Consider the following 22,564-nt stretch of genomic DNA (forward strand, 5'->3'; position numbering starts at 1 on the left):
ACAATGTCAGCACGTTTTGAAGGTTTGGTTGCTGTTGTGACGGGTGGGGCCTCAGGGATTGGTGCCGCGATTGCCGATCTTTTAGCTGAGGAAGGGGCCAGCGTTGCCGTGCTGGATATTGACGATCCAAAGAACCAGCACTATTGGCATAAGTGCGACGTGGCAGACAGTGCTTCGGTGAACAGTGCGATTCAGTCAACGGTCAATAAGTTTGGGCGTTTAGATATTGTGGTGAATAACGCGGGCATTGGTGCTCAGGGAAATGTTGCTGACAACTCAGACGAGGAATGGACGCGATCCTGGGAAATCAATGTTGCGGGCATGGCACGAGTGGCCCGCGCAGCGCTGCCTCACTTGAAGAAGTCGAATGCCGCTTCGATCACGAACATGGCGTCGATTGCCTCCACGGCAGGCCTGCAACAGAGAGCGCTATATTCGGCAACCAAGGGGGCTGTACTGGCGTTGACTCGAGCTATGGCAGCCGATCATGTGCGCGAGGGGGTTCGAGTGAACTGTGTTGCCCCGGGTACTGCTGATACGCCATGGGTGGGCCGGCTTTTGCAACAGGCTGACGATCCCACCGCTGAGCGTATAGCGCTTGAGGCGCGTCAGCCCCATGGTCGTCTGGTAAGTGCGGAAGAGGTGGCTCGAGCAGTGGCTTATCTTGCCGATCCTGCCAACCGTTCATCGGTGGGTGTGTGTCTGCCCGTCGATGGCGGTATGGAGGCCTTGAGGTTGAGGCCACAGCAATAGTTGAAGATTGCTCTAGAGTGTCTCCTTAAAATCATTGCCTAGTAAATAATAACCCCTCAAGGCGCGAGACCTCGAGGGGTTATTAGCGACTATGCTCTAGTGCGCTTGGCGTCGTGAGAAGGTTACTTCGCTTTATGCACCTGACGCCACTCGTGCAGCAGCGGCTCGGTGTAGCCGGAAGGCTGCACGCGGCCTTTGAAGATCAGGTCGGAGGCGGCTTTGAAAGCGGTAGAACCTTCAAAATCGGCGCTCATGGCGGTGTAGGTGGGGTCGCCAGCGTTCTGCTCATCGACTACTTTGGCCATGCGCTTAAGGGTCTCTTCCACCCGCGGTGCGTCGACAATGCCGTGGAGCAGCCAGTTGGCAATGTGCTGGCTGGAGATACGCAGCGTGGCGCGGTCTTCCATCAGGCCCACATTGTGGATATCCGGCACTTTTGAACAGCCCACGCCGTGCTCTACCCAGCGCACTACGTAGCCAAGAATACCCTGGCAGTTGTTATCCAACTCCTGCTGCTTCTCTTCATCCGACCAGTTGGCATTTTCCGCCACCGGCACGGTGAGTAGGTCATCCAGGTAATCGGGCTCGCCCAACGCTTCCAGCTCGCGCTGAACGTCGGTGACGTTGACCTGATGGTAGTGCAGCGCGTGCAGCGCAGCAGCGGTAGGTGAAGGTACCCAAGCGGTGTTGGCACCCGCTTTCGGATGGCCGATTTTCTGCTCTAGCATGTTGTGCATCAGGTCAGGCATGGCCCACATGCCTTTACCAATCTGGGCACGACCGCGAAGGCCGCAGGCAAGGCCCACTTGCACGTTGCTCTTCTCGTAGGCCTGAATCCAAGCGGCGCTTTTCATGTCGCCCTTGCGCACCATGGGACCCGCTTCCATGGCGGTATGCATTTCGTCGCCGGTACGGTCGAGGAAGCCGGTGTTGATAAATGCCACCCGTGAAGCCGCTTCAGCGATACACGCCTTGAGGTTAACGGTGGTGCGACGCTCTTCGTCCATGATACCCATTTTCAGGGTGTCGCGGTTCATGCCCAAAATGTCTTCAACGCGGCTAAACAGCTCGTTGGCGAAGGCAACTTCTTTAGGGCCGTGCATCTTCGGCTTGACGATATAAACAGAGCCAGTGCGCGAGTTGCGCGGCTGGTCAGCGTCTTTCTTCAGATCATACAACGCGAGCAGCGAGGTAACCACGGCATCAAGGATACCTTCCGGCAGCTCGTTACCGTTCTCATCCAAAATCGCCGGTGTGGTCATTAAGTGACCCACATTGCGCACGAACATCAGCGAACGGCCGGGCAGCGTGACGCTGCTGCCATCGGTGGTTTGCCAGGTGCGGTCGGCGTTCAGCTTGCGGGTAAACGTCTTGCCGCCTTTTTCGATCTTCTCTTCCAGATCGCCCTTCATCAGGCCCAGCCAGTTACTGTAAACGCCCACCTTGTCTTCTGAATCCACTGCGGCAACGGAGTCTTCGCAATCCATGATGGCGGTCAGGGCGGCTTCCACCACGACATCTTTAACGCCTGCCGGGTCGGTTTTGCCGATGGCGTCGTTAGGGTCGATCTGGATTTCCAGGTGCAGGCCGTTGTTCCCCAACAGAATCGCGTCGGGTTTCGCCGCTTCGCCGGTAAAACCAATCAACTTGCCGGAATCCTTAAGGCCCGTCTCACGACCACCTTCCAGCGTTACTACCAAGTGCTCATCACGAATGGCGTAGTTCACCGCATCCCGGTGCGAGCCAGTCGCCAGCGGTGCCGCGCGGTCAAGCACGCCACGGGCGTAGGCAATCACTTTGGCGCCACGTTTGGGGTTAAAGCTGGTGCCTTTCTCCGCGCCATCCTCTTCGGAAATCGCATCGGTGCCGTACAGGGCGTCGTAAAGGCTGCCCCAGCGGGCGTTCGCCGCGTTCAGCGCATAGCGTGCGTTGCTCACCGGCACAACCAACTGCGGGCCTGCCTGAACGGCAACTTCACGGTCAACGTTGGCGGTGGTCGCTTTTACGTTAGCCGGCGCTTCTGCCAGGTAGCCAACCTCTTTCAGGAAGCGGCGGTATCCCGGCATATCGGTGACCGGGCCGGGGTTTTCCCGGTGCCATGCATCTAGCTTCTCTTGCAGCGTGTCGCGCTCTTCGAGCAATTGACGATTTTTAGGGGTCAAATCATGAAACAGGGCATCCACACCGGCCCAAAAGGCGTTTTCATCAACACCTGTTCCCGGTAGCGCCTGCTCATTTATAAAACGATCTAGATCGGCTGCCACCTGTAAACGGTGGCGCGTGATACGCTCGCTCATGGGGTTTCTCCTGTGAGGATGCCAGTGGGTGATGTGTTTGCTACGGTCAGCGTAAAATGTATTTATGGAAAATAATTCCACACCTGGCCGGGCATGTAAACAGCGTAGACCCTAATGCGCTAAAATGCTCGACCAAATGACTAGGCATTTGGTTCTGAAAGCGCGAAACATCAGCCGTGCCTAGGTCAAAGGACAATGGCGTTATGGAGAAACATCGATGAGTGATTTCCAACATCTGGAAGGCTTGTTTCGCCACGCCTCGGGCGATACCGCCCTTAGCCGCCTGTTGCCTGGGGAAGTATTGGCAAACGCCATGCAAGACTATTTCCACCACTATGGCTTGGAAGCACTGCTGTTAGATACCAGTGAAGTGCATGCAGGCTTTATCGATACGGGGCGCTTTGCGCTGTGGTGCCAAGTGTGGAGCCCCCCGCAGCCGGTGGGCACTGCCTTTGTGGTACATGGCTATTTCGATCATATGGGGTTATATCGCCATTTGCTTGAACGCCTGCTGGCTAAGGGGTGGCGAGTGGTGCTGTGGGATCTTCCCGGCCACGGCCTTTCCAGCGGTGCGCGGGCGGCAATAGAAGATTTCGATGATTATCAGCACTGCCTGGCTCACTTGCAGATGACTCTAAAGAGCCAAGGCATGGCGCCTGAGCCGTGGTTAGGCGTGGGCCAGAGTACCGGTGGGGCGATTCTGGCTACCGATGCACTCACCCGTCGTGGGGCTTCCGGCTGGTCGGGTTTGGTGCTGCTGGCGCCCCTGGTGCGGCCTTGGGGATGGAGCCAAACCAGCTGGCTGCACTTGATTGCCAGCCCGTTTGTAAAAGAGTTGCCGCGTAAATATCGCCCCAACTCTACCGACGAGCAGTTCACCGAGTTTCTACGCGAGGGTGACCCGCTGCAGCCCGAGCGTTTGAGCGTTGCCTGGGTGAGCGCCATGCGCCGCTGGATGCCTCGCCTACTGGCCCAGGAGCCCAACCCGCTGCCTACCCTGATACTCCAGGGCGAGCAGGATTTGACCGTTGATTGGGAGTGGAATTTAGCGATTTTGGCGAAGAAGTTTCCCAATGCCGAAATTCACCGCCACCCGGAAGCTCGCCACCACTTGGTAAATGAGGCAGATCCCATTCGTGAAGTGCTGTTTGAAGCGCTGGATAATTTTGTAGATGGGTTTGTCGATAGTGTTAGTAAATAACGTCGGCAATTCCAGACCCTAGAGGCATCCCTGGATCTAGGGCCCTGTTCTACCCTCTCAATGAGCCCTGCTTTACCCCCAGGGCGGTGTGCCGCCGAGCTGATTTACCATGAAGTCTACAAAGCAGCGTACCTTTGGCGAGAGGTAGCGGCTGGCTGGATAGAGAATATAGAGGCCTTGTTCAGGGGGGCGGTATGTCGGCATTATTTCAATCAAGCGCCCAGCCTTGAGATCCGCACTGACTACGAAGGTCGGGGTTAGAGAAATGCCCATGCCCGCAAGCAGCGCTTCTCGCAGGGCGATGCTGCTATTGGCGGTCAGGGTTGCTTTCACTCGCTGTTCGATAGTCTGCCCTGCATAGCCAAGGCGCCACACTTCCGGTGCGGCGCCCAGGCTGTAGAGCAGGCATTTATGCTCAGAAAGTGCTTGAGGTGTTGTCGGTTCGCCGAATCGCTCGAGATAGCCTGGCGAGGCGCACAATACGCGATGAATGCTTTGTAGTCGGCGTGCGATCAGTGATGAATCTTCCAGTGGGTCACCGGCACGTAAGGCGACGTCGAATCCTTCCTCCACCAACGCTACGCGGCGGTCATTCATAACCAGTTCGATGTTGATTTCCGGGTAGCGCTCGGCAAATACGGGGATCAAAGGCGCGATATGCAAAAGCCCCAGCGACATGGGGCAGTTGATCTTAAGAGATCCCCGCGGGATTGCTTGGTGAACTCCCAACGCTAGCTCGGTTTCTTCAATGTCGTCGAGGATGCAGGCGCAGCGTTCGTAGTACGCCCGCCCCGCATCGGTAAGGCTCAGCCGCCGGGTGGTACGCGTCAACAGCGTTACCCCAAGGCTGGCCTCCAGTTCCGCTACCTGTTTACTCACAGCGCCGTTGGAGAGCCGCTGGTCGTTCGCGGCCGCAGAAAAGCTCTGCAGCTCTACGACTCGCCGAAAGGTGCGCATTGCCGTCAGCTTATCCATGCATTGTTTCCAGTAAGGAAAATATCATTTTCGAATACTACTGATTATCTCTATTTAAACAAAGCTTATCCTGGGATTCATGGCGTCGACGAGATCGCCTACTCAGAACGTATTCGAATAGCAACGCATGGAGAATCACGATGACCCGGGTACTAGTCCTTTATTATTCAACCTATGGCCATATCGAGACGATGGCTGACGCTGTAGCGAAAGGCGCGGCCAGCATCCCTGGCACTGAAGTGACCATCAAGCGCGTGCCAGAACTGATGCCAGAAGAGGTCGCCCTCAAGGCGGGGGCTAAATTGGATCAGTCTGCGCCTATCGCCGAGCCGAGTGAACTGGCTGATTACGATGCCATTATTTTCGGCACGCCCACTCGCTTTGGCAATATGGCCTCCCAGATGCGCAATTTCTTAGATCAAACCGGTGGACTCTGGGCTAAGGGGGCGCTTATCGGCAAAGTTGGTGCAGCATTCACTTCCACCGCGAGTCAGCATGGAGGTCAAGAGAGCACCCTATTGTCCTTCCATACCACCTTGTTACACCACGGCATGGTCATCGTGGGGGTACCTTATTCTTGTCCCGACCTTACGACGATGGACGAGATCAGCGGAGGCACACCCTATGGCGCATCAACCTTGGCGGCGACAGATGGCTCGCGGCAGCCGTCGGCGGTAGAGCTGCGCATTGCTGAATTTCAGGGTCAGCACGTGGCATCCATTGCGCGTTCGCTCAGTTCACACAACGATTAGAGGGGGAGGTGAGACATGCATCCATTAAAGGTGGTGTTTGTGCACGATGTTGTTTGCGGTTGGTGTTACCTTCTCTCTCCCCGGCTGCACTCGCTTGCGAAGCAGTTGAACCTGGATGTGCATCACCAGTGCTTTACGCTTCAAGCAAGTAGAGAAGCTATGCTAGAAGCCTTCGGCTCTATGGGTGATGCCAAAGAAACAATTCTCGGTCATTGGGAAAAATGCGTTGCCGCAGAGGATACCCCGCGTATCAACATTGATGGTATGCGTGCCCAAACCTTCGAGTATCCTCACGGGATGCCTGGCGCGCTGGCGTGTAAGGCGGCTGAAATGCAGGCAGGTCAACAAGGGCACTGGCGTATGTTTGATCGTGTTCAGTACGCGCACCTGACGGAGAGCCGCAATATCGGTGATAGCCAGGTGCTGCGATCACTGGCTGAAGAAATCGGGCTCGACATGGTTCGTTATGATCTAGACGTGCTCTCGGAAACAACTCAGCAGGCGGTGGAAAAGGATCACCACCTCGCGTCCAAGTTGGGAGTTCAGTCGGTGCCGACATTGATTGTTGAAGACAGATGGCTGATTAATGGTGCGCAACCGATAGAAAGCCTGCGTCTCCAGTTACAGGAAGTCCGCCAGCATATTGGCTGAATTTGTCGAGAGATTGCTGACGTTTTAACGTGAGGCTAGGGTCATAATTGAGCGCCCCGGCCCCACGCTTGCTCACATTACTGGGCGTTCAGGAAGTCCTCTACATCGAGCAGTATTAGCTCATTATCATCGGCGCGGCCTTGCTGGCGGCCAATCGAGAAAGGGTAGTTGTTGTCATTGGCGACCACGATGGTGCTCTCATCGACACGATCCACGTTCTCAATGGTCACAAAGGGAAAGTTAAAGGTGCCGTTGATCGTGCCGCGCGGTGCAAGGCCCTCTGGATCCTGGATGTCCATCAAGTCGATATAGGCGATTTTCTCAAGCACACCCTGCTCGTCCGTACGTTCGAGATCGACGAGATAGATGCGTTTGAACTCGGCAGGGTTGTCTGCCCACTCTTCTCGCGGGTCGCCCTGGCGGCTATCACGCTCGATGATCAAGCCGCGAGTTCCGCCAATGAGGTTGAAATCGCCGATGGCGTGATCCGCTGATTCCAAGGGGTAGTAGCGGGTTGTGTCGCCCCATTCGCCGGTTTTAGTGTTGAGCTCGAACATTCTTAATACGGGGGTGCCATCAATCGTTTCCGGGGCGTTGGCGTTGCTATCCCAGATGGGCTTTTCCAGTAAGGGGTAGAGGGTTGTTTGGTCTTCGGAGAGCGCCATGCCCTCATAACCACCGGAGCGAAACACCCTCACATCATCAGCGAGAGGCGCGCCAGGGTTCGGGGTGAGGGCAAAGGCATTGTCGGGGGAGCGCATCAGCGTCCCACCAGGATTGGTGGCCAGCACTTGCAGAACTTCGCCCTGATTATCCACCTGGATAATCCACGGGCCAAACTCATCGCCAATCCAGTAGCTATCGCCCACCGGCTGTATCGATTCAATATCGAAATCAGCCCCGGTTAAAAAACGACCAGGAGTGGCTTCATTCATAATCGGGAAGGGCACCTTGCGGTTTGGATCCGAGAGTTGAACGGTTTCCTCGATGATGACACGCCCAGTGTCCCAGTCGGTCTTTATGATGTTAAACATCAGAATGACGTCGGAGGAGTTCGCCTTGGAGCCAAAGCCGTTATCGGTCAACACCAGGAAACGGTCATTGCCAAGTGAGCGAATACCTGAAAAACCCTGCAGGGGCTGGCTGGGGAAGGGTAGCGCTAAGCCGGTGGCTTGCATGTTCGTATACAACTGCTCAACGCGGCCCTCTTGGCCAGTAAAACGGCCTGAGACGTTATAGTGCTCAGCGGCACCGGAAGGAGCTGCCACAAAGGTGCTGCCGGGTAGCTGGGCATGGCCGGACAATGTGGCGGGAAAACTCTGCTGGGCGTGTGCCGCACTGGTAAACGCAAAGGCGAGTAGAGCAGTCGCTAGTAACGGCTTTGTCATCACTATTTCACCATTTCGGAGGAAAAATTAGGGCAGGTGCAGCTTTTGCTAATTTTCATCCGTAATAGTGATAGTTGAATGACAAAGTGCAGACGTTTTAATGGCAGCAGGGTTTCACGTCGAGTCTGGCCCTGAGTCGTAAAATACGTCTTGCTCAACAGGCGTAAATATTAATAAATGGTGTGGCTTTCAAATACATTATTCAAAGAGGAAATGGCAATGGGATCATCGGTCAAAAAGGTACTGGTCTTTGCAGGCAGTGCCCGAGAAGCGTCACTGAACAAGCAGCTAGCCAAGCTGGCCGCCAAGCGTATTGAGGCGCTTGGCGGGGAAGCAACCTTTATCGATTTAAAAGATTATCCCTGCCCACTGTTTGATGAAGATATTGAAGCCCGGGGCGTGCCGGAGAATGTGCTGAAGCTGCGTGAGATTCTGGCGGATCACCAGGCAGTGATGATCGCTTCGCCAGAGTACAACGGCTTTATCACGCCGCTGCTGAAAAACACACTGGACTGGCTGTCACGACCTTATCAGGATACGCCGGGGCTCAAGTTATTTGCCGGTAAGTGGGCAGCGCTGGTGGCGGCTTCCCCTGGTGGGCTAGGTGGCATCCGTGCGCTACCGCTTGGTCAACAACTGTTAGCCAATCTGGGGCTGGTCGTGCTGCCACAGCCATTGTCGCTGGCGAAAGCTGGCAGCGCCTTCAACGATAGTGGCGCGTTACATGATGAAACCACGGGGCAGAAGCTGGATGCGCTGTGTCAGCGCCTAGTGGACTCACTGGCCGCCACCCACTAACCGTCCGGCTTTCGGGGGCTTACGCCCCCCTTTAGCATCCGATCCAGCTGGCGGTATCCAATGGCCTCAATGTAAGTACGGGTGTTTGAGTCGTTAAATGAGAGAGCTGGTCATGCCACTTGGTGACGGCGGGCTTCTTCCAGGTCGTAGGCGTTCTGCAAACGAAGCCAGTAACCTTCGCTCGTGCCGAAGACCTTGGCTAGACGTAAGTCAGTATCTGCCGTAATCGCTCGGCGGCCCAAGGTGATTTCACCAATGCGGGTCGCTGGGACGCCCATCTGCTTAGCCAGCGCATTTTTACTCAGCGCCATTGGCTGCATGAAATCTTCGTACAAAATTTCACCGGGATGGATATTAGGAAGTTTTGCCATTTTGTCACCTCCCTTTATGAGTGGTAATCGACTATTTCAATGCTAAGTCCCTTTTAGCATCCGATCCAACTGTCGGTATCCAATCGCCTCAATTAGATGCGGCTGGGTGGGTTTGGGTTCGCCCTGAAGGTCGGCAAGGGTCAGTGCTACACGCAGTACGCGGTGATAGGCGCGGGCGGAGAGCTTGAGCTTTTCCAGCACGCCCGCGAGCCAGGCGCGCTCTTCATCGTTAAGCGCGCAGGCGGCTTCCAGGGCTTTGCCGCTTAGCTGGCTATTCAGCGCGCCACGGGCCATTTGGCGTTCTCGGGCGGCCATCACCCGCTCGCGCACGGCTTCTGACGACTCGCCTTGGGTTTGTGCGGTGAGCTGCTCTGGCGGCAGCGCGGGCACTTCCACTTGCAGATCGATACGGTCTAGCAATGGCCCGGAAAGCCGTGCTTGATAACGCTGGATTTGGCTGGCGGTACACTGACAGCGCTGGCGTGGGTCGCCCAAGTGGCCGCAGGGGCAGGGATTCATTGCGGCTACTAACTGAAATTGAGCAGGGTAGCGACGTTCATGACTGGCGCGTGCGAGATGAATCTCGCCGGTTTCCAGCGGTTGCCGAAGTACCTCTAGCACATGGCGGGAAAACTCCGGCAGCTCATCCAAGAACAGCACGCCGTGGTGGGCCAGCGAAATCTCACCGGGTTTGGGTTTTGAGCCGCCACCTACCAGGGCGGCGCCGCTGGCACTGTGATGGGGCTGTCGAAATGGCCTTCTTCCCCAGTCCGCTTCCAGCGGTAACCCGCAAACCGAGCGCACAGCAGCGACTGCCAGAGCATCCTCCTCAGAGAGCGGCGGCAGAATGCCCGGCAGGCGGCTGGCCAGCATGGTTTTGCCGGTGCCAGGAGGGCCTGCAAACAACAGGTTATGCCCCCCGGCCGCCGCGACTTCCAGCGCACGGCGAGCCTGCTGTTGGCCGCGCACATCGGCAAGGTCATCCACCGGGGCGGTGGTTTTCACCGAAGCGCTGAGCTTGTGCGGGGGTATCTTCTCTTGAGCGAGTAAGTGCGCCACTACCTGCCAGAGAGTATCGGCAGGCAGCACCGGCAAATCGCCTGCCAGGGCGGCTTCATCGGCGCAGTCGCGGGGAATGATCAGTGCTTTTTTCGCCCGCCGGGTGGCCAGGGCAAAGGGCAGTATGCCCGGCACCGCGCGCAGCTTGCCATCCAGGGCCAGCTCACCAGCGCACTCCATACCTTCCAGCGCTTCCACGGGAATTTGCCCGGAGGCGGCGAGGATACCTAGGGCAATGGGCAGATCAAAACGGCCACCCTCCTTAGGTAGATCGGCGGGGGCGAGGTTTAAGGTAATACGGCGGGTATTGGGAAAATCAAAGCCTGCATTAACCAGTGCACTGCGCACCCGTTCGCGGCTCTCTTTTACCGCCGTTTCCGGCAAGCCCACTAGCGTTAGGCCCGGCAAGCCGTTGGCCAGATGTACCTCAACATGCACCGCCGGTGCATCTAAACCTACGCCTGCGCGCGTGGCTACGATGGCAAGCGTCATCGCCTTTCCTCGCTGTTTTTAGGTAAAACTCTAACCCGAATGTAAGCGAAATCTATATTACCTTAAGTACTTAACCTATCGTAATTAAGAACGCTTTGGTAGCGCTTAAGTGGCCGGTTTAAAATAGTTGGGCAGCTTGTCGAGGTAATGCGGCTGCCTTAAATTATCGCGCATCACTTTTGCATTGCCACTAAGCGGAGAGCGATGATGAGCACTCCCATTGCAGATCACTCTACTCTGACGGATCGCTATCAAACGACTGTTCCAGCATCGATTCGCCGGGCGCTAAAGCTGAAACGGCGAGACCGTATCCACTATTCCGTCCGCTCGAATGGTGAAGTGGTGTTTTCCCGTGCCAGTAATGAGACTAAACATGGTCCTGTGATGGTTAATTTTCTTAACTTTTTAGAGCGCGATCTTCTGGTGTATCCAGAGAGCATTTGTCCTGTTACCGCAGGTAGTTTTGTCGAGGTCGAATGTCTCATCGCAGGCATGGAGGCAGACCTCGAAGAGGTGCTGGAAGAGAATGATGACGAATGAAATCTCTAGCGGTGAATGGATGGACAATCTATGCCCATCCGATGTTTTGGGAAAAAACCGAAATGCTCGCCGCGAAGGTTAAACGGCTGTAAAGATTCCGTCGTCAATTAGGCCAACGCGTAGACGAGCAGAGTAGAACGGTTGATACAAGCATCATCCAGTCGTGGAAATGCTATTAATGTAGTGGTTCAATAAAACCGGACACCAACGTAGGTGGTAATATTGCCACCATAAGCGAGGTGTCTGATGACCAAGAAACGACGTACTTTTTCGCCTGAATTTAAGCAGGAAGCTGCCAGCCTAGTACTAGATCAAGGGTACAGCTATCCCCAAGCTTGTACCTCGTTGGGTGTCGGTGAAAGCGCCCTCCGACGCTGGGTTCACCAGCTTGCGGACGAGCGTCAGGGAGTAACCCCTAAGGGCAAAGCGTTAACCCCAGAACAGCAGCGTATTCAGGAGCTTGAGGCTCGCTGCAAACGCCTTGAGATGGAAAAAACCATCCTAAAAAAGGCTACTGCTCTCTTGATGTCGGACGACATGAATCGTACGCGCTGATAGACCAGTTGAGTGAGCAAATGCCTGTTGAAATGGTCTGTAACGCGTTTGATATTAGCCGCTCCAGTTACTACGAGTACCGCCAGCGGCGGCACCGCGTGTATGTTGAGCGTCTGGCCTTAAAAGCTCAGGTAAACCGCCTTTTCAAAAAGAGTCGCAGCTCAGCTGGTAGCCGCTCGATCAAGGGTTTGCTCAACGAAGAAGGCGTCACCATTGGTCGTTTCAAGGTTCGGCGTTTGATGAGCGAAATGGGGTTGATCTGTAAGCAGCCGGGCCCTCATGCTTACAAGCAGGCGACCGTTGAGCGACCTGATATTGCGAACCATCTTGACCGCAAATTTATACCAGACCAGCCCAATCAGGTCTGGTGTGGTGACATCACTTATATCTGGAGTGGCCAGCGTTGGAGCTATCTTGCCGTTGTGTTGGATCTTTATGCTCGTCGTGTTGTTGGCTGGGCCATTTCGTCCAGCCCAGATGCAGATCTTGTTGTGAAAGCGCTGGATCACGCTTGGGAGCAACGTGGTCAGCCAAAGAGCGTCATGTTCCATTCCGATCAGGGTAGTCAGTATGCAAGCCGCAAGTTCCGCCAAAGACTTTGGCGCTATCGAATTAAACAAAGCATGAGCCGACGTGGCAACTGCTGGGACAACTCGCCGATGGAAAGGCTGTTCCGGAGCCTGAAATCGGAGTGGATACCGGCTTTGGGATATCGAAATCTACCTGAGGCCAAGAAAGACGTTAGTGGATATCTGATGGGTTACTACAACCAGCAGCGCCCTCATTCGTTTAACGGTGGCATGCCTCCCGTTGTGGCTGAGGAAAATCTTAAATTACTGTCCGGGATTAGTTGACCACTACATAATTAGCTTCCCTCTGTAGTGAAGGTGGGCTCGTAGTTCACAGGAAAATTTATTGATCGTGCAATAAAGCAAACCTCATGTATCCGGTGGTGGATGGCTTCTGCAGCTTGTAAATCAGTCCCTGTCTTCACCGTTATTTGAGGACGCAAAGTAGCGGATGAAAAACGCCCTGCTCCTCCTCGTCCGACCTTTCCTAGCCCGACAGGGTCATCTGCATAAGATGTAACCACGATGCCTTCATCGGACGCATAATGCAGATACCAGAGCATATGGCAGGCAGACAATGCTGATAGCAAAAGGTCTTCTGGATTCATCTTTGTTGGATCACCACCTAGAAGTGGGTCATTAGAACAGTGAATGACAGACTTACCAGCTATGGAAATATCCCAAGTCCGATCAAAATCGTGATAGCCAGTCGTACCGTTCCCACGACTTCCAGTCCAAACAACATGTGAAGAATATTCATGACCCATGGTTTTGTCTCTTGGTTTTGATAGTATGTATACATGTATACACTTGCGTTGAAGGGAATGACAATGGGTCTTGTCGAAAAAATTCGAATGGAAATTTTAGAAGGGCGGTATGCCCCTGGATCGATGCTGCATCAGGCTGCGCTTGCCGCTAAATATGAGGTCAGTCGTATACCTGTGAGAGATGCTTTACAGGCTCTTGCCACGGAGAAGTTAGTCCATGTCATGCCAGGAAAGGGAGCCCGTGTCATCTCTTTAACGTCCGAAGAGCTAGATGAGATCTATGACCTTAGGGTTACACTTGAGTGCGACCTTCTTGAGCGCGCTATCTATCTAGCAAATAACAGTGATCACACGGAAGTTAGCTATGCACTCAAAAAGTCATCCCTGGAAGCGGGACGCCCGGGATGGCAAACAGGAGATTGGCAATTTCACCGAGCGCTTTACTTACCTGCGCGTAGACCGCGTCAGCTAGCCATTGTCGAGGAGTTGCGGACTAGCTGTGCCTTGTATGCTAGCAATTATGAAGATTTATCATCAGAAACTAACCGCTGGTTAGATGATCACGAGGCAATCGTTCGTGCGTTTGTAAATGGTTTGATCGAAGAGGCCAGCTCCATCCTACGCAGTCACATTATCGCTTCACGCGCTAAGTTAGGCTCTAGTGGCTAAGTATAGGCTGGCAAATAGGTTTTGTCGGAGAGGAAGTTTAATGGAAGGAAAACATACGCTAAGACGATTTGGCTACTACTAATAAATTCTGAGGCAATACATTCAGATGGATTTAAGCGGAAGGAATAGGCGTTGGCTGTCTGAACTGAGAAGCGAGAAACCAAACTGTTCATAAAAGCGCTGTGCTCGCTCATCAATAGCGTCGACTACCATGGCGTAAATGGCGATCTCATCGCTGACAGCCAGCGTTCGCTTAATGGCATCGATCAGCAACATTTTTCCCACCCCGTGGGCCTGGGCGCCTTTATTAACCGCTAACCTGCCGAGCAGGGCTGCTGGGATAGGGTGCCGCGGGAGTTTACGAGCGAGGTCTTGGGGCAATTGCCCGAGTTCAATCGACAACGTGGAGAGCGTGTAATAGCCCACAATGCTTGTTGGCTGCTCCACCATTGTTGCCACAAATACCCGACTGACACGACGCTTCACATCAAGGCGCGCCTGTTTTTGAATATAGTTATCCAGTGAGGGTACGCCGCAGTGAAACCCTGGCCTGTAGTGATCGCTGTTCAGTGGTCGTATGACCAGGTTTGTATCATCGGTCATTGGCTAGTGACACGCCGGTCATGCTCCTCGAAAGCGGCTGCCAGTTTTTTGTTAAAGCTAACCGGCTTATCCAACGCATGGAAAAAGGCTTCAGCGTCTTGGCTGTTTAGACTCATGGCTTCATGCGCATGAATGGTTTTTTCGGCATGCGCTAACGCGCTGGTCAGAATGAAATTGCTGACGGTTTTCCCTTCGAAGCTTGCCGCGCGTTCAAGCGCCATTTTGGCGCTATGTTTCAACCGGAGATTAATACGCTCTTGTTTGGCATCGGTGGCTACGTTCATGACGGATTCCTGATGTGGTTCATCTAGAATAAATGTACGTCAAAATGGTGCCTTTTTCAATTTGATGTGATCGAGGTATCCGCGGGCTAAAACGCTAAATCCGCTGGCGCAGCCTCTAGCGCCGTAGTCAGCTTCCGGGCAAAGCGCTGGGCGGAGGGAAGTGCGCCGAAGCTCCATACCGGCGGCAGGTGAACTATCCTGTTGTGCCTGACACTGGGGAGCTGCTGCCACAGGCCGCTTTTTGCAAGCTTCTCTTCGACTCCTGTGGGCAGCGGGTCGATGATCACCAACGTTGCCTCGGGGTAGCGCGCCAGCGCTTCAATCCCTACCAGCGCAAATCCCCAGGCATTTGTGGATTGATCCCAGGCATTGGGGAGGTCGAGCTGCTCCAGAACGGCGTTGTACAAGCTGTTTTCCCCAAACACCCGCACGTGGCGGGCATCCATAAACTGCACCATCAGTAGCGGCGCGATTTCTGACTGTGAGAGGGGCCGGGATTCGCGCAGCCTGGTCATCAAGGCCTGGGTTTCTTCAATAAGCTGCTCGGCCTGGGGCTGGCGCTCGGTTAACTCGCCCAGCTGACGGGTCAGGGTTTGCATTTCCTGCCAGGTATCGGTGCCGGGGGAGTAGAGCGAGAATGAAGTGACCGGGGCGATGCGCTCCAGGCGCGGTGTCAAACCGGCAAACATGGGCGAGATCAGCGTCTGTTCTGGTGGCACTTGAGCCAGCAGTTCCATATTGGGCTGGGTACGTAGCCCCATATCGGTGACACTGTCGGGTATATGGGGCTCGCCCACCCACTCCTGATAATCGCTTTGCTGAGCCACGCTGCTAACCGGCGCATCAATCGCCAGCAAGGTTTCGGCAATCGTCCAGTCCACCGTGGCCCACTGCGCCTGGGCAGTAGAAACGCTCAGCATACAAACGGCGAACAGCCCGCAGCGCGCGAGCAATGAGAACAGGTTGGTGTGGCACATGGTGGTGAGAGGCCATCCAGAAAATAAGAGCTGTATTTAAACGATAATATTTATTGTTTGCAAACCTGCATTCAAGAAAAAAAGCCCAGGCACAGTGGCCTGGGCAGGTTAGGTTACAATAAGTTAATAATGCTTAGACAAGGGCTTGAGCCGTCGCCTAGCACGAGCGTTTAGAAACGGTAGTGAACACTGGCGGTGACGCCGCGCTCGGCACCGAAGTAGCAGTACTCCAGGGAGTTGCAGGAGGCCACGTACTCTTTATCCAATAAATTGTTCACGTTTAAACGTGTTTCGACCCCTTCTACGCCGAGTTGGCTGAGGTCGTAGCCAATGGTGGCATCCACCAGAGTGTAGTCGGGCACGGTTTCGGTATTGGCCCGGTCAGCGGCGATATCCGCGTAGTGACGCACGCCGACACCCATATCCACGCCGTTTAGCCAGCCCTTGTTGGCCTCGTAGCGGCCCCAGAGCTGTACTTGGTGGCGGGGGGAGTAAATGGCGTTGTTGCCCTGGTTACCGTCGTCGCTTTTGGCGTAGGTGATGTCGGTGAAGCTATAGCCTGCCTGAACCGATAGGGTATCCGTTAGCTGGGTTTGTGCTTCCAGCTCCAGCCCTTGGGATTCGATCTCCCCTACGGCGCGGTATGGGTCGGTGGGCTGCTCTTTGGTGGCGACGTTCTCCTGGCCGATATGAAATAGCGCCGCACTGTATTGGTTTGGGCTACCGTTAGGCTGGTATTTAACGCCGGTTTCCCACTGTTCGCCCTCCATGGGCTGGAGCAGATCGCCACTCTCATCCACGAAACTGGTGGGGGTGAAGGCGGTAGAGTAGCTCAGGTAGGGCGCTACGCCGTTATCGAACAGGTAGACCACCCCGGCGCGGCCACTGAACTGGGTGTCACTAAGGGAGCTGGTATCACCGCTATCGCGGTTGGCATTGTCGATATTGACCCAGTCGTAGCGGCCACCCAGGGTGAAGCGCCAGTTATCGAGGGCTATCTGGTCTTGCAGGTAAACCCCGGTCTGGTCGATCTCATGGCGTTCGCGCACCGGGGCGTAAAACTCGATGGGGTCGCTGCCATAAACCGGGTCAAACGCATTGAGCGGCGGGAAATACCCAGTGGGCCACGATACGTCGTTTTCCCGCTGCTGGTAATCCACTCCAAACAGCAGCGTGTGATCCATAAAGCCGCTGCTGAGTGTGGCTTCAAGCTGGTTATCGAGTGTCCAGGCTTCCAGAGATTCATTGCTGCCGGAGTAGTAGCGGGTGAGTTCATTAGACGTCGGTGACGTCCAACCAAAACCGTAGACCTGATTGAGCACTACGTCGGAATTGAGATAGCGCATCAATTGACGGCCGGTCACCTGGTCGTTGAAGCGGTGTTCCAGGGCGTAGCCGAACATGCGTTGGGTTCGCTCGTAGGTGTCGTAATCCTCTTCACCATCAAAGAAGTTGTTGCTGATCTTGTGGCCATTATGGGCGACCACGGCTCCCTCATAGGGTACGCCGGAGTGGTAGCCGCCTTCGGGTTCATCCTGTAGGTAGGCTTCTACGGTGAGGCTGGTGTCATCGGTGATATCCCAGGTGAGCCGGGGCGCAATGGCATAGCGCTCCTCTTCTGCCGGGCCAAACTGGGTATCCGCGGCGCTGGCAATCCCGGTCAGGCGAAAGGCCACTCGCTGCTCTTCGCCAATAGGCCCGGTGAGGTCAAAAGCGGCGCTGCGCTGGTTATTATTACCCACTCGAAAACGCAGCTCACCGCCCTGTTCAAATTCTGGCCGCTTGCTGTTCAGGGCGACTACCCCGCCAGGGGAGGCGCGTCCATAGAGTACCGAGGCGGGCCCGCGCACCACTTCAATGCTTTCCAGAAACCATGGGTCAATGCGCATACTGCTATGGGAGTTGGCATCCCCCATTACTTTCAGGCCATCCAGGAAGGTATTGCTCAAGCTGCCGTCAGAAAAACCGCGCAGTACCAGGTAGTCGAAGCGATTGGAGGCGCCTACCTGATTGCTGTAAACACCTGGCGTGTAGTCGGTGGCGCGCTGCACGGTACTTACGCCGCGGTTATCCATCTGTTCGCGGGTGATCGTGGAAACGCTCTGGGGTATTTCGATCGTCGGCGTTTCCACTTTGGTGGCAGCCTGCTGGGCAGTCACCGTGACGGTGGCTAACTCGGTGCTTTCTTGAGCGTATACCGGGGAAACAGCCAGTGCCGAGAGAACGGCGACGCTAAGCGGAGAGCGTAGAAAACGGTGATGGGGGATGAGCATGGAGGCACCTGCAATAAGCATCAATTAACCAATGTGTTAATGAGAATTATTGCGCTTAATGGCTACTGAAAGGTATGCGCAATGACAAAGGGAGTATGCGTACTGCCAAAAAACGTCCAACAGAGGAACTTAGCGCTCCAAAAACAACCCTGCGGCTTTAATGGCGATGGTGTACTTCATGGGGCGCAATGCCAAAAGCGCGCTTAAAGGCGGTGGCAAAATTGGTGGCGTGGCGGTAGCCACAGGCGTGAGCGGTTTGCTGCACGCTATAACCTTTGCGTAAGTACGCTTGAGCTTGGGTCAGGCGACAACGTCGTAGGTAGTCGAATATCGAGCAGCCGTAACAGCGGTGAAACTTGGTGCGTAGGCTGCTCGGGCTCATCGCGGCATTGCGGGCCAACTGCTCAAGCCGATAATCCTGGTTGGGGGAGTGTTCGAGCTGCTGACGCAAGTGCTCCAGGCGCTGGTGGTCGCGCTGGGTTAAACCCGGTGGCAGGCTGACTGCCTTTTCTTCGTCGCTGGACTCAAGGGAGGCGGCAGGCAGCCCATGAGCTAACAACTGGAGCGCGAGCCCCTGCCATAGCAGGCGCTGCCGCTCTATTGACCAGTTCGAAGCCAGTGCTGCCTCCAGGCTATGAATAAGGAACTGCGGCACCTGCCAGGTATGCAGTACGGGCGTTGCCGGAGGGGCAACATTGATAGGCGAAGAGTTAATGGGCGAGAAAGAGAGAGGCTCTGTGCAAGCCAGAATCGATACGTTGAGAATGCGCAATCGTTGTGGCGCGGGCTGGAAGACCTCAAGCCCGGTCTGCTCGTTGAAATGGGCACTGAAGGCGTCTCCGGCCTGCAACTGAAACGACTGGCGCCCTAGGCCGACTTGGATATGGCCTTCGAGTATCACGCTGAGAAACCACGGCGCGGCATGCCGGGAAGTGGAGGCGTAAGCGTGCAGGACATCAAGATCAGAGTGTGTCACCCGCAGTGTGGGGGCTACCTCGACGTCCATCACCCGCCCATGGGCAACACAAGGCGCTGGCTGGGAGCGGTCGGGCGCTTCGGGAAAGCGGTAGTCGATCCCGAAGCGCTGACCAATAGCCAGCAGGTCATGGGTAGTCAGTGGTACGCAAGATGGCGTTATTGAGCCGAGTGTAGCCATCCCCGTTACCTCACCCTTGAGCGGTTGTCAGCGAGTAGCGAATCAGCACTTAGTACTCCATTGACCAGTTCAGGGTGTAAGTACGCCCGCGGCCCTGGTAGTCGTAGAGGTACTCTGGGCCGTAGTAGGGCGAATAGAACATGGCGGCTCGCTGACCCCAGACGGTGGAGTACTGATCATCCAGCAGGTTCTGCACTCCCAGGCTTAAGGTGCCAAAATCGGTTTCCTGGCTGAGCGATAAGTCGAGGGTGGTATTGCCATCGATCTCGCGGTCGGCATCGTCTTTCAGGTCGAAGTTGTGGTTGGCCTGCAAGCGAGCCGAACGTACATAGTCCGTCCAGCCAATAAAGGCAGTGGCGGAAGAGAGCGATGCATAGCGGGCGTCACGCTTCTCCCACTCCCCTTGGTCGTTCTCCTGCTCGGAACGCACCAGGTGCAGAGTGCCCCCTGCCTCCAGGCCATTATCAAAGTAACGGGTCACGGCGCTTTCCAGGCCGAAGTCGCGTTTCTTCTCATCGACGACGCTGACGCTTAAATCCTCGGCGTTCTCTACCGCTTTGTCCGACCAGGCGTAGTAAAGCGCTGTTTGGGTCGTCCAGTTGCCACCCTGGTAGCGCCAGCCTAGCTCTATTTGATCCGTCTCGATGGCAGATAACGGGTTGTTATCGACACTTACGTCGGGGCTCTTGCCGTAATATTTGGCAGGATCTGGCAGTTCGAAGCCCTGGCTAAACTGCAGCCAGTTCTGGTGACCGTTGCCGTAGTCGTAGAGGGCGCTGGCATTGAAGAGCGTTGCTTCATAGTCATTCTCGCCGCCAGGAATCCCCTGGAATTCATCCACTTCGACGTCCATATGCTGCTGCCGCAACCCTGCGGAGAGCTTGAGCGCCTGGGTGGCCTGCCAATCGCCCTGGAGGAAGCCTGAAAGCCCGTCCACTTGATAACCGGGGTAGCGGGGTTCAACCCCTGATGCCTGTTGCACCAGGCCGCCGGAGGCGTCCGAGATGTTGGTATCGAACAGCATCTGGCTGGCATCGAAAGTTTCACGATCCAGATCGAGGCCGTAGGTTAGCGAAACGTCATCACCCAGGCGCGATTCAAACAGCGCTTTGATGCCGCTTAAATCGGTGTTTTGTTGCGAGGCGCGAAATTGCAGGCCGTCGGAAATTGGGTAGGGAAATGCCTGGAAGCTGGACTCCTCCTCCCGGTGGAACGCCTGCAGGTAGAAGTTTTGCCCCCACAGGTTGGCGTGGTGATAGTTGACGTTGACGAGCTTACGGTCGGTTTCCGGATCGCGCTGTGAACGGTAGCCATCGCGAATTTCGGCATCGTTCAAGTTGGGCGTGGCAGCGTCGAGGTTGGGAAAGTAAACACCCCGGTCACCTTCATAGCCTGAACGGTACAGCTGGGCACCCAGTTCCAGACTCTGTTCATCGGTCAAGCGGAAAGAGAGGTTGCCCAATACATCAATGCTGCGATTATCCTGTAGGTCGGTCTGGGCGATATCGGGAAAGATTTCCTGGCCGCTGCCGTCATAGTGGCGGCCGTTGTCGCCAATGGCGGTACCCAGATAGCCTTGAACCCGCTCGTTACCACCGCTGATGGATTGTGCGAGGCGTCGATCTATGTCATCGCTGTTGTTGAAGCCGGTGGTGATGCCTGCTTCAGTACGCCAGTTCAGGCCTTCTTCACCTTTGCGGGTAATGATATTGATCAAGCCCCCCGTAGCACCGCCGCCATACAGGCTGCTGGCGCCGGAAAGCACTTCCACGCGCTCAATATTGAAGGGATCGATGGCATCGAACTGTCGGGAAAGCCCACGGGAACTGTTCAGCGATACGCCGTCGATGAGCACCTGCACGCCCCGGCCTCGCATGTTTTGCCCATAATTGGTGCGCCCTTGAGGCGCCAGATCCAACCCCGGTACCAGATGCCCCAATGCTGTCTTTAGGTCTGCACCATTGCGGGTCTGCTGTTGCAGCATCTCTTTGTCAATTACCCATACAGCACCGGGAATTTGACTGATCTGACTAGGAGTGCGCGATCCAACGACCACCATGGTCTCGTCGGCGCTAGACGCAGTATTTTGGGCGAAAACGCCATTGGAGAAGCTCAGTAACAGGCCGGTGCCAACAAGCCCAGATATTGAAACAGACGACGGCGAAAAGAAAGGCTTTGCAAAAGGCAGCTTTGCAACAGATAGGTTTGATAGTGACAGGGCGTGCATAGTGAACAATCCGCAGACGGTAAGAAAATCAAAGGCGGAGAGTATCACCACGAAAAACAAAGTCAACGATAGTGATTCGTATTTATTTTGCGGTGCGCGCAGCAATAGCCATTTCCCTATTGCTGCTAATGAAGCTTGAACGTTAAGCGGGTTTATTCTTCTCGTCTTCTGCATCTGATTCCGGCGCATGCTGCTCTGGAACTGGTGGGGCTTCAGCTTCGAGCGGCGTGGACGTCGTTGGCGCGGAGGCATCAACGGCTGCTTCAAGGTTAGCGACTTGGCGCTCTAACGCCTCTACCCGCGAACGGGTGCGCTGCAGTACATCCATTAAAATGTCGAAATCTTCCCGTGAGACAAGCTCCAGGCGGTCGAAGGCGCCACGCACGACTTGCTGCACGCCCTTTTGAATATCTTCTGGCGCCTGGGAGGCGTTTTGTAAACGGTCACCAATCTGCTGGGCCAAGCGGCTAATACGGTCTTGAGGCGCCATCGTTCTCTCCTAGATAAACCTGCTTTAAATATTGCTTACCGGTAAGGATACGCAACAGTTGGCGAATTCGCATGTATCGCGTGCTTTTACTGCTTAACCCAGGGTGTGCATCGAAATAGAGCAGGCTACTTTTGCTTACGCTCTTTTTTGGTGCAATAGCGGTGGTGTGAGAATGGATTTGCTCAGATTTAGCGCTGAGCTGCACTTTTGATGACGGCTAATTGGCTGACTTATAAGCAAAAAAAGTCAGCTGGCACAGTATGCGCATTATCGGTTCAGGTGCTTATTCTGGCGGCTGTGCCGCTACCAATCTAGCAGGACTTATCCAGCAGGGGAGATCCGGGATGAAACTCATCACCGCTATCATCAAGCCATTTAAGCTCGACGACGTTCGTGAGGCATTGGCCGACAACGGCGTTCAGGGCATTACGGTCACTGAAGTTAAAGGTTTTGGCCGTCAGAAAGGGCATACCGAGTTGTATCGTGGCGCGGAGTACGTCGTCGACTTTCTACCCAAGGTAAAAGTGGAAGTGGCCGTAGACGACGCCCGTTTGGAGAGCGTATTGGATGCAATCTGTAGTGCGGCTAACAGCGGCAAGATCGGTGACGGCAAGGTGTTTGTGACACCGCTTGAAGACGTTATTCGGATTCGGACAGGCGAGCGCGGTGCAGACGCCGTTTAACGCTGCTTTTTCGGATCATTTCTATAGTTCAACG

Annotated in this window: 23 protein-coding genes; 10 read left to right on the top strand and 13 right to left on the bottom strand. The window is 55.2% G+C overall.

Annotation, left to right across the window (positions count from 1 at the left end):
• The first annotated feature begins 3 nt into the window (after window positions 1-3).
• Window positions 4-753, top strand: a complete 750-nt coding sequence (locus AC4EYZ_RS13160; protein ID WP_474193027.1) for an SDR family NAD(P)-dependent oxidoreductase — start codon at window positions 4-6, stop codon at window positions 751-753.
• Between the two features lie 122 nt (window positions 754-875).
• Here AC4EYZ_RS13160 and AC4EYZ_RS13165 read toward each other — a convergent pair whose 3' ends face one another.
• Window positions 876-3,050, bottom strand: coding sequence for a malate synthase G (locus AC4EYZ_RS13165; protein WP_490203816.1), 2,175 nt, complete (start codon window positions 3,048-3,050; stop codon window positions 876-878).
• Between the two features lie 217 nt (window positions 3,051-3,267).
• On the opposite strand from AC4EYZ_RS13165, the gene AC4EYZ_RS13170 reads away from it, so the two are divergent.
• On the top strand, window positions 3,268-4,251 hold the full coding sequence (locus AC4EYZ_RS13170) for an alpha/beta hydrolase (protein ID WP_022521274.1): 984 nt from the start codon (window positions 3,268-3,270) through the stop codon (window positions 4,249-4,251).
• A 72-nt stretch (window positions 4,252-4,323) separates the two neighbouring features.
• Here the strand turns inward: AC4EYZ_RS13170 and AC4EYZ_RS13175 are convergent, their stop codons facing one another.
• Window positions 4,324-5,226: a LysR family transcriptional regulator gene (locus tag AC4EYZ_RS13175; RefSeq protein WP_009286202.1), complete on the bottom strand. Its 903-nt coding sequence runs from the start codon at window positions 5,224-5,226 to the stop codon at window positions 4,324-4,326.
• A gap of 140 nt (window positions 5,227-5,366) precedes the next feature.
• On the opposite strand from AC4EYZ_RS13175, the gene wrbA reads away from it, so the two are divergent.
• Both wrbA and AC4EYZ_RS13185 read left to right on the top strand, forming a co-directional pair.
• Window positions 5,367-5,978 carry an NAD(P)H:quinone oxidoreductase gene (wrbA, locus tag AC4EYZ_RS13180; protein ID WP_022521275.1) on the top strand — a complete coding sequence of 204 codons (612 nt, stop codon included), beginning with the start codon at window positions 5,367-5,369 and terminating at the stop codon, window positions 5,976-5,978.
• A 15-nt stretch (window positions 5,979-5,993) separates the two neighbouring features.
• The gene (locus AC4EYZ_RS13185; RefSeq protein WP_022521276.1) at window positions 5,994-6,629 is read left to right on the top strand and encodes a DsbA family oxidoreductase; all 636 of its coding nucleotides are present in this window, start codon (window positions 5,994-5,996) and stop codon (window positions 6,627-6,629) included.
• A 77-nt stretch (window positions 6,630-6,706) separates the two neighbouring features.
• On the opposite strand, the gene AC4EYZ_RS13190 is transcribed toward AC4EYZ_RS13185, so the two are convergent.
• On the bottom strand, window positions 6,707-8,017 hold the full coding sequence (locus AC4EYZ_RS13190) for an esterase-like activity of phytase family protein (protein ID WP_027957963.1): 1,311 nt from the start codon (window positions 8,015-8,017) through the stop codon (window positions 6,707-6,709).
• Window positions 8,018-8,236: 219 nt separating this feature from the next.
• On the opposite strand from AC4EYZ_RS13190, the gene AC4EYZ_RS13195 reads away from it, so the two are divergent.
• A complete protein-coding gene (locus AC4EYZ_RS13195; protein ID WP_022521278.1) occupies window positions 8,237-8,815 on the top strand; it encodes an NADPH-dependent FMN reductase in 579 nt (192 codons plus the stop codon).
• Between the two features lie 110 nt (window positions 8,816-8,925).
• Here the strand turns inward: AC4EYZ_RS13195 and AC4EYZ_RS13200 are convergent, their stop codons facing one another.
• The gene (locus tag AC4EYZ_RS13200) at window positions 8,926-9,186 is read right to left on the bottom strand and encodes a HigA family addiction module antitoxin (protein ID WP_041157294.1); all 261 of its coding nucleotides are present in this window, start codon (window positions 9,184-9,186) and stop codon (window positions 8,926-8,928) included.
• Between the two features lie 42 nt (window positions 9,187-9,228).
• Window positions 9,229-10,737 (bottom strand): YifB family Mg chelatase-like AAA ATPase, encoded by a 1,509-nt coding sequence (locus AC4EYZ_RS13205; protein WP_474192219.1) that lies wholly within the window; start codon window positions 10,735-10,737, stop codon window positions 9,229-9,231.
• A 207-nt stretch (window positions 10,738-10,944) separates the two neighbouring features.
• On the opposite strand from AC4EYZ_RS13205, the gene AC4EYZ_RS13210 reads away from it, so the two are divergent.
• On the top strand, window positions 10,945-11,277 hold the full coding sequence (locus tag AC4EYZ_RS13210) for a type II toxin-antitoxin system PrlF family antitoxin (RefSeq protein ID WP_027957950.1): 333 nt from the start codon (window positions 10,945-10,947) through the stop codon (window positions 11,275-11,277).
• Between the two features lie 246 nt (window positions 11,278-11,523).
• Window positions 11,524-12,686, top strand: a protein-coding gene (locus AC4EYZ_RS13215; protein WP_490203814.1) for an IS3 family transposase whose coding sequence is annotated in 2 segments (ribosomal slippage) — window positions 11,524-11,779 and window positions 11,779-12,686 — 1,164 coding nt in all. Because the reading frame shifts where the segments join, the coding sequence is not laid out codon by codon here.
• 11 nt (window positions 12,687-12,697) lie between these two features.
• Here the strand turns inward: AC4EYZ_RS13215 and AC4EYZ_RS13220 are convergent.
• Window positions 12,698-13,168, bottom strand: coding sequence for an OsmC family protein (locus tag AC4EYZ_RS13220; protein ID WP_081742675.1), 471 nt, complete (start codon window positions 13,166-13,168; stop codon window positions 12,698-12,700).
• 63 nt (window positions 13,169-13,231) lie between these two features.
• On the opposite strand from AC4EYZ_RS13220, the gene AC4EYZ_RS13225 reads away from it, so the two are divergent.
• Window positions 13,232-13,837 (top strand): GntR family transcriptional regulator, encoded by a 606-nt coding sequence (locus AC4EYZ_RS13225; RefSeq protein ID WP_474193085.1) that lies wholly within the window; start codon window positions 13,232-13,234, stop codon window positions 13,835-13,837.
• A 102-nt stretch (window positions 13,838-13,939) separates the two neighbouring features.
• Here AC4EYZ_RS13225 and AC4EYZ_RS13230 read toward each other — a convergent pair whose 3' ends face one another.
• The 6 genes from AC4EYZ_RS13230 to AC4EYZ_RS13255 form a co-directional block, all read right to left on the bottom strand.
• Window positions 13,940-14,440, bottom strand: coding sequence for a GNAT family N-acetyltransferase (locus tag AC4EYZ_RS13230; RefSeq protein WP_474193086.1), 501 nt, complete (start codon window positions 14,438-14,440; stop codon window positions 13,940-13,942).
• Complete coding sequence (locus AC4EYZ_RS13235) at window positions 14,437-14,724, bottom strand: type II toxin-antitoxin system TacA family antitoxin (protein WP_027957947.1); 288 nt, start codon at window positions 14,722-14,724, stop codon at window positions 14,437-14,439. The genes AC4EYZ_RS13230 and AC4EYZ_RS13235 overlap by 4 nt, the downstream gene beginning before the upstream one ends.
• An 86-nt stretch (window positions 14,725-14,810) precedes the next feature.
• The gene (locus AC4EYZ_RS13240) at window positions 14,811-15,701 is read right to left on the bottom strand and encodes an ABC transporter substrate-binding protein (protein WP_041157292.1); all 891 of its coding nucleotides are present in this window, start codon (window positions 15,699-15,701) and stop codon (window positions 14,811-14,813) included.
• Between the two features lie 170 nt (window positions 15,702-15,871).
• Complete coding sequence (locus AC4EYZ_RS13245; protein WP_141440369.1) at window positions 15,872-17,974, bottom strand: TonB-dependent siderophore receptor; 2,103 nt, start codon at window positions 17,972-17,974, stop codon at window positions 15,872-15,874.
• A 157-nt stretch (window positions 17,975-18,131) separates the two neighbouring features.
• Entirely contained in the window at window positions 18,132-19,130 is a 999-nt protein-coding gene (locus tag AC4EYZ_RS13250; protein ID WP_051430622.1) for a helix-turn-helix transcriptional regulator, read from the bottom strand.
• A gap of 49 nt (window positions 19,131-19,179) precedes the next feature.
• Window positions 19,180-21,189 (bottom strand): TonB-dependent receptor, encoded by a 2,010-nt coding sequence (locus AC4EYZ_RS13255; protein ID WP_258955972.1) that lies wholly within the window; start codon window positions 21,187-21,189, stop codon window positions 19,180-19,182.
• Between AC4EYZ_RS13255 and AC4EYZ_RS13260 the strand changes: the two genes are divergently transcribed.
• Entirely contained in the window at window positions 21,167-21,496 is a 330-nt protein-coding gene (locus AC4EYZ_RS13260) for a hypothetical protein (protein ID WP_230805315.1), read from the top strand. The genes AC4EYZ_RS13255 and AC4EYZ_RS13260 overlap by 23 nt on opposite strands.
• A gap of 3 nt (window positions 21,497-21,499) precedes the next feature.
• Here the strand turns inward: AC4EYZ_RS13260 and AC4EYZ_RS13265 are convergent, their stop codons facing one another.
• The gene (locus AC4EYZ_RS13265) at window positions 21,500-21,847 is read right to left on the bottom strand and encodes an accessory factor UbiK family protein (RefSeq protein WP_022521302.1); all 348 of its coding nucleotides are present in this window, start codon (window positions 21,845-21,847) and stop codon (window positions 21,500-21,502) included.
• 344 nt (window positions 21,848-22,191) lie between these two features.
• On the opposite strand from AC4EYZ_RS13265, the gene AC4EYZ_RS13270 reads away from it, so the two are divergent.
• Window positions 22,192-22,530, top strand: coding sequence for a P-II family nitrogen regulator (locus AC4EYZ_RS13270; protein WP_007112359.1), 339 nt, complete (start codon window positions 22,192-22,194; stop codon window positions 22,528-22,530).
• The last annotated feature ends 34 nt before the right edge of the window (window positions 22,531-22,564 follow it).

The sequence above is a fragment of the Vreelandella sp. 162(4c) genome (genome assembly GCF_058152265.1).